Annotated in this window: 2 protein-coding genes; both read left to right on the top strand. The window is 65.7% G+C overall.

Features of this window, described 5'->3' with window-relative positions:
- The first annotated feature begins 12 nt into the window (after positions 1 to 12).
- Entirely contained in the window at positions 13 to 255 is a 243-nt protein-coding gene (locus AC2W7E_RS16250; RefSeq protein WP_485989531.1) for an SDR family NAD(P)-dependent oxidoreductase, read from the top strand.
- Between the two features lie 12 nt (positions 256 to 267).
- Positions 268 to 508, top strand: a 241-nt coding sequence (locus AC2W7E_RS16245) for an SDR family NAD(P)-dependent oxidoreductase (protein WP_485989530.1), incomplete at its 3' end; no start/stop codon positions are given.

The following is a 508-nucleotide window of genomic DNA, read 5'->3' as shown; positions in this document are numbered from 1 at the left end:
TGACCCGTGCCCTTGCCCGCGAACTGGCACCCAGCCGCATCCGCCGTCAACACCATCGTTCCCGGCCCCACCGACACGCCGATGATGGCCGGCATTCCCGATGAATGGATGCAGGCGATGGTCGCTGCGATCCCGCTTGGCCGCCTCGGCCAGCCTGACGAAGTGGCGCGGGCGGTGGTGTTCCTCGCCAGCGACGACGCCAGCTTCATCACCGGCCAGAACATCACCGTCAACGGCGGTTCGGCATTCATCTGAGGAGCAGATCACATGACAGCACGTATGCATAACAAGGTCGCCTTCGTTACCGGCGGCGGTTCGGGAATCGGCGCGGCCACCGCGCTCAAGATGGCCGCCGAAGGCGCCACCGTGGTCATCTGCGGGCGCCGTGCGGAGCCACTGCAGGAAGTCGTTGAGCAGATTCGCGTCGCCGGCGGCAAGGCCGATTACCGGGTGGCCGACGTGAGCAACGAGGAGTCCTTCGTCAATGCCATCAAATCCACCGCGGTGG

It is taken from the genome of Microbacterium sp. CFSPD4_SD4 (assembly GCF_057364585.1).
This window is presented reverse-complemented; position numbering and strand designations above follow the sequence as displayed.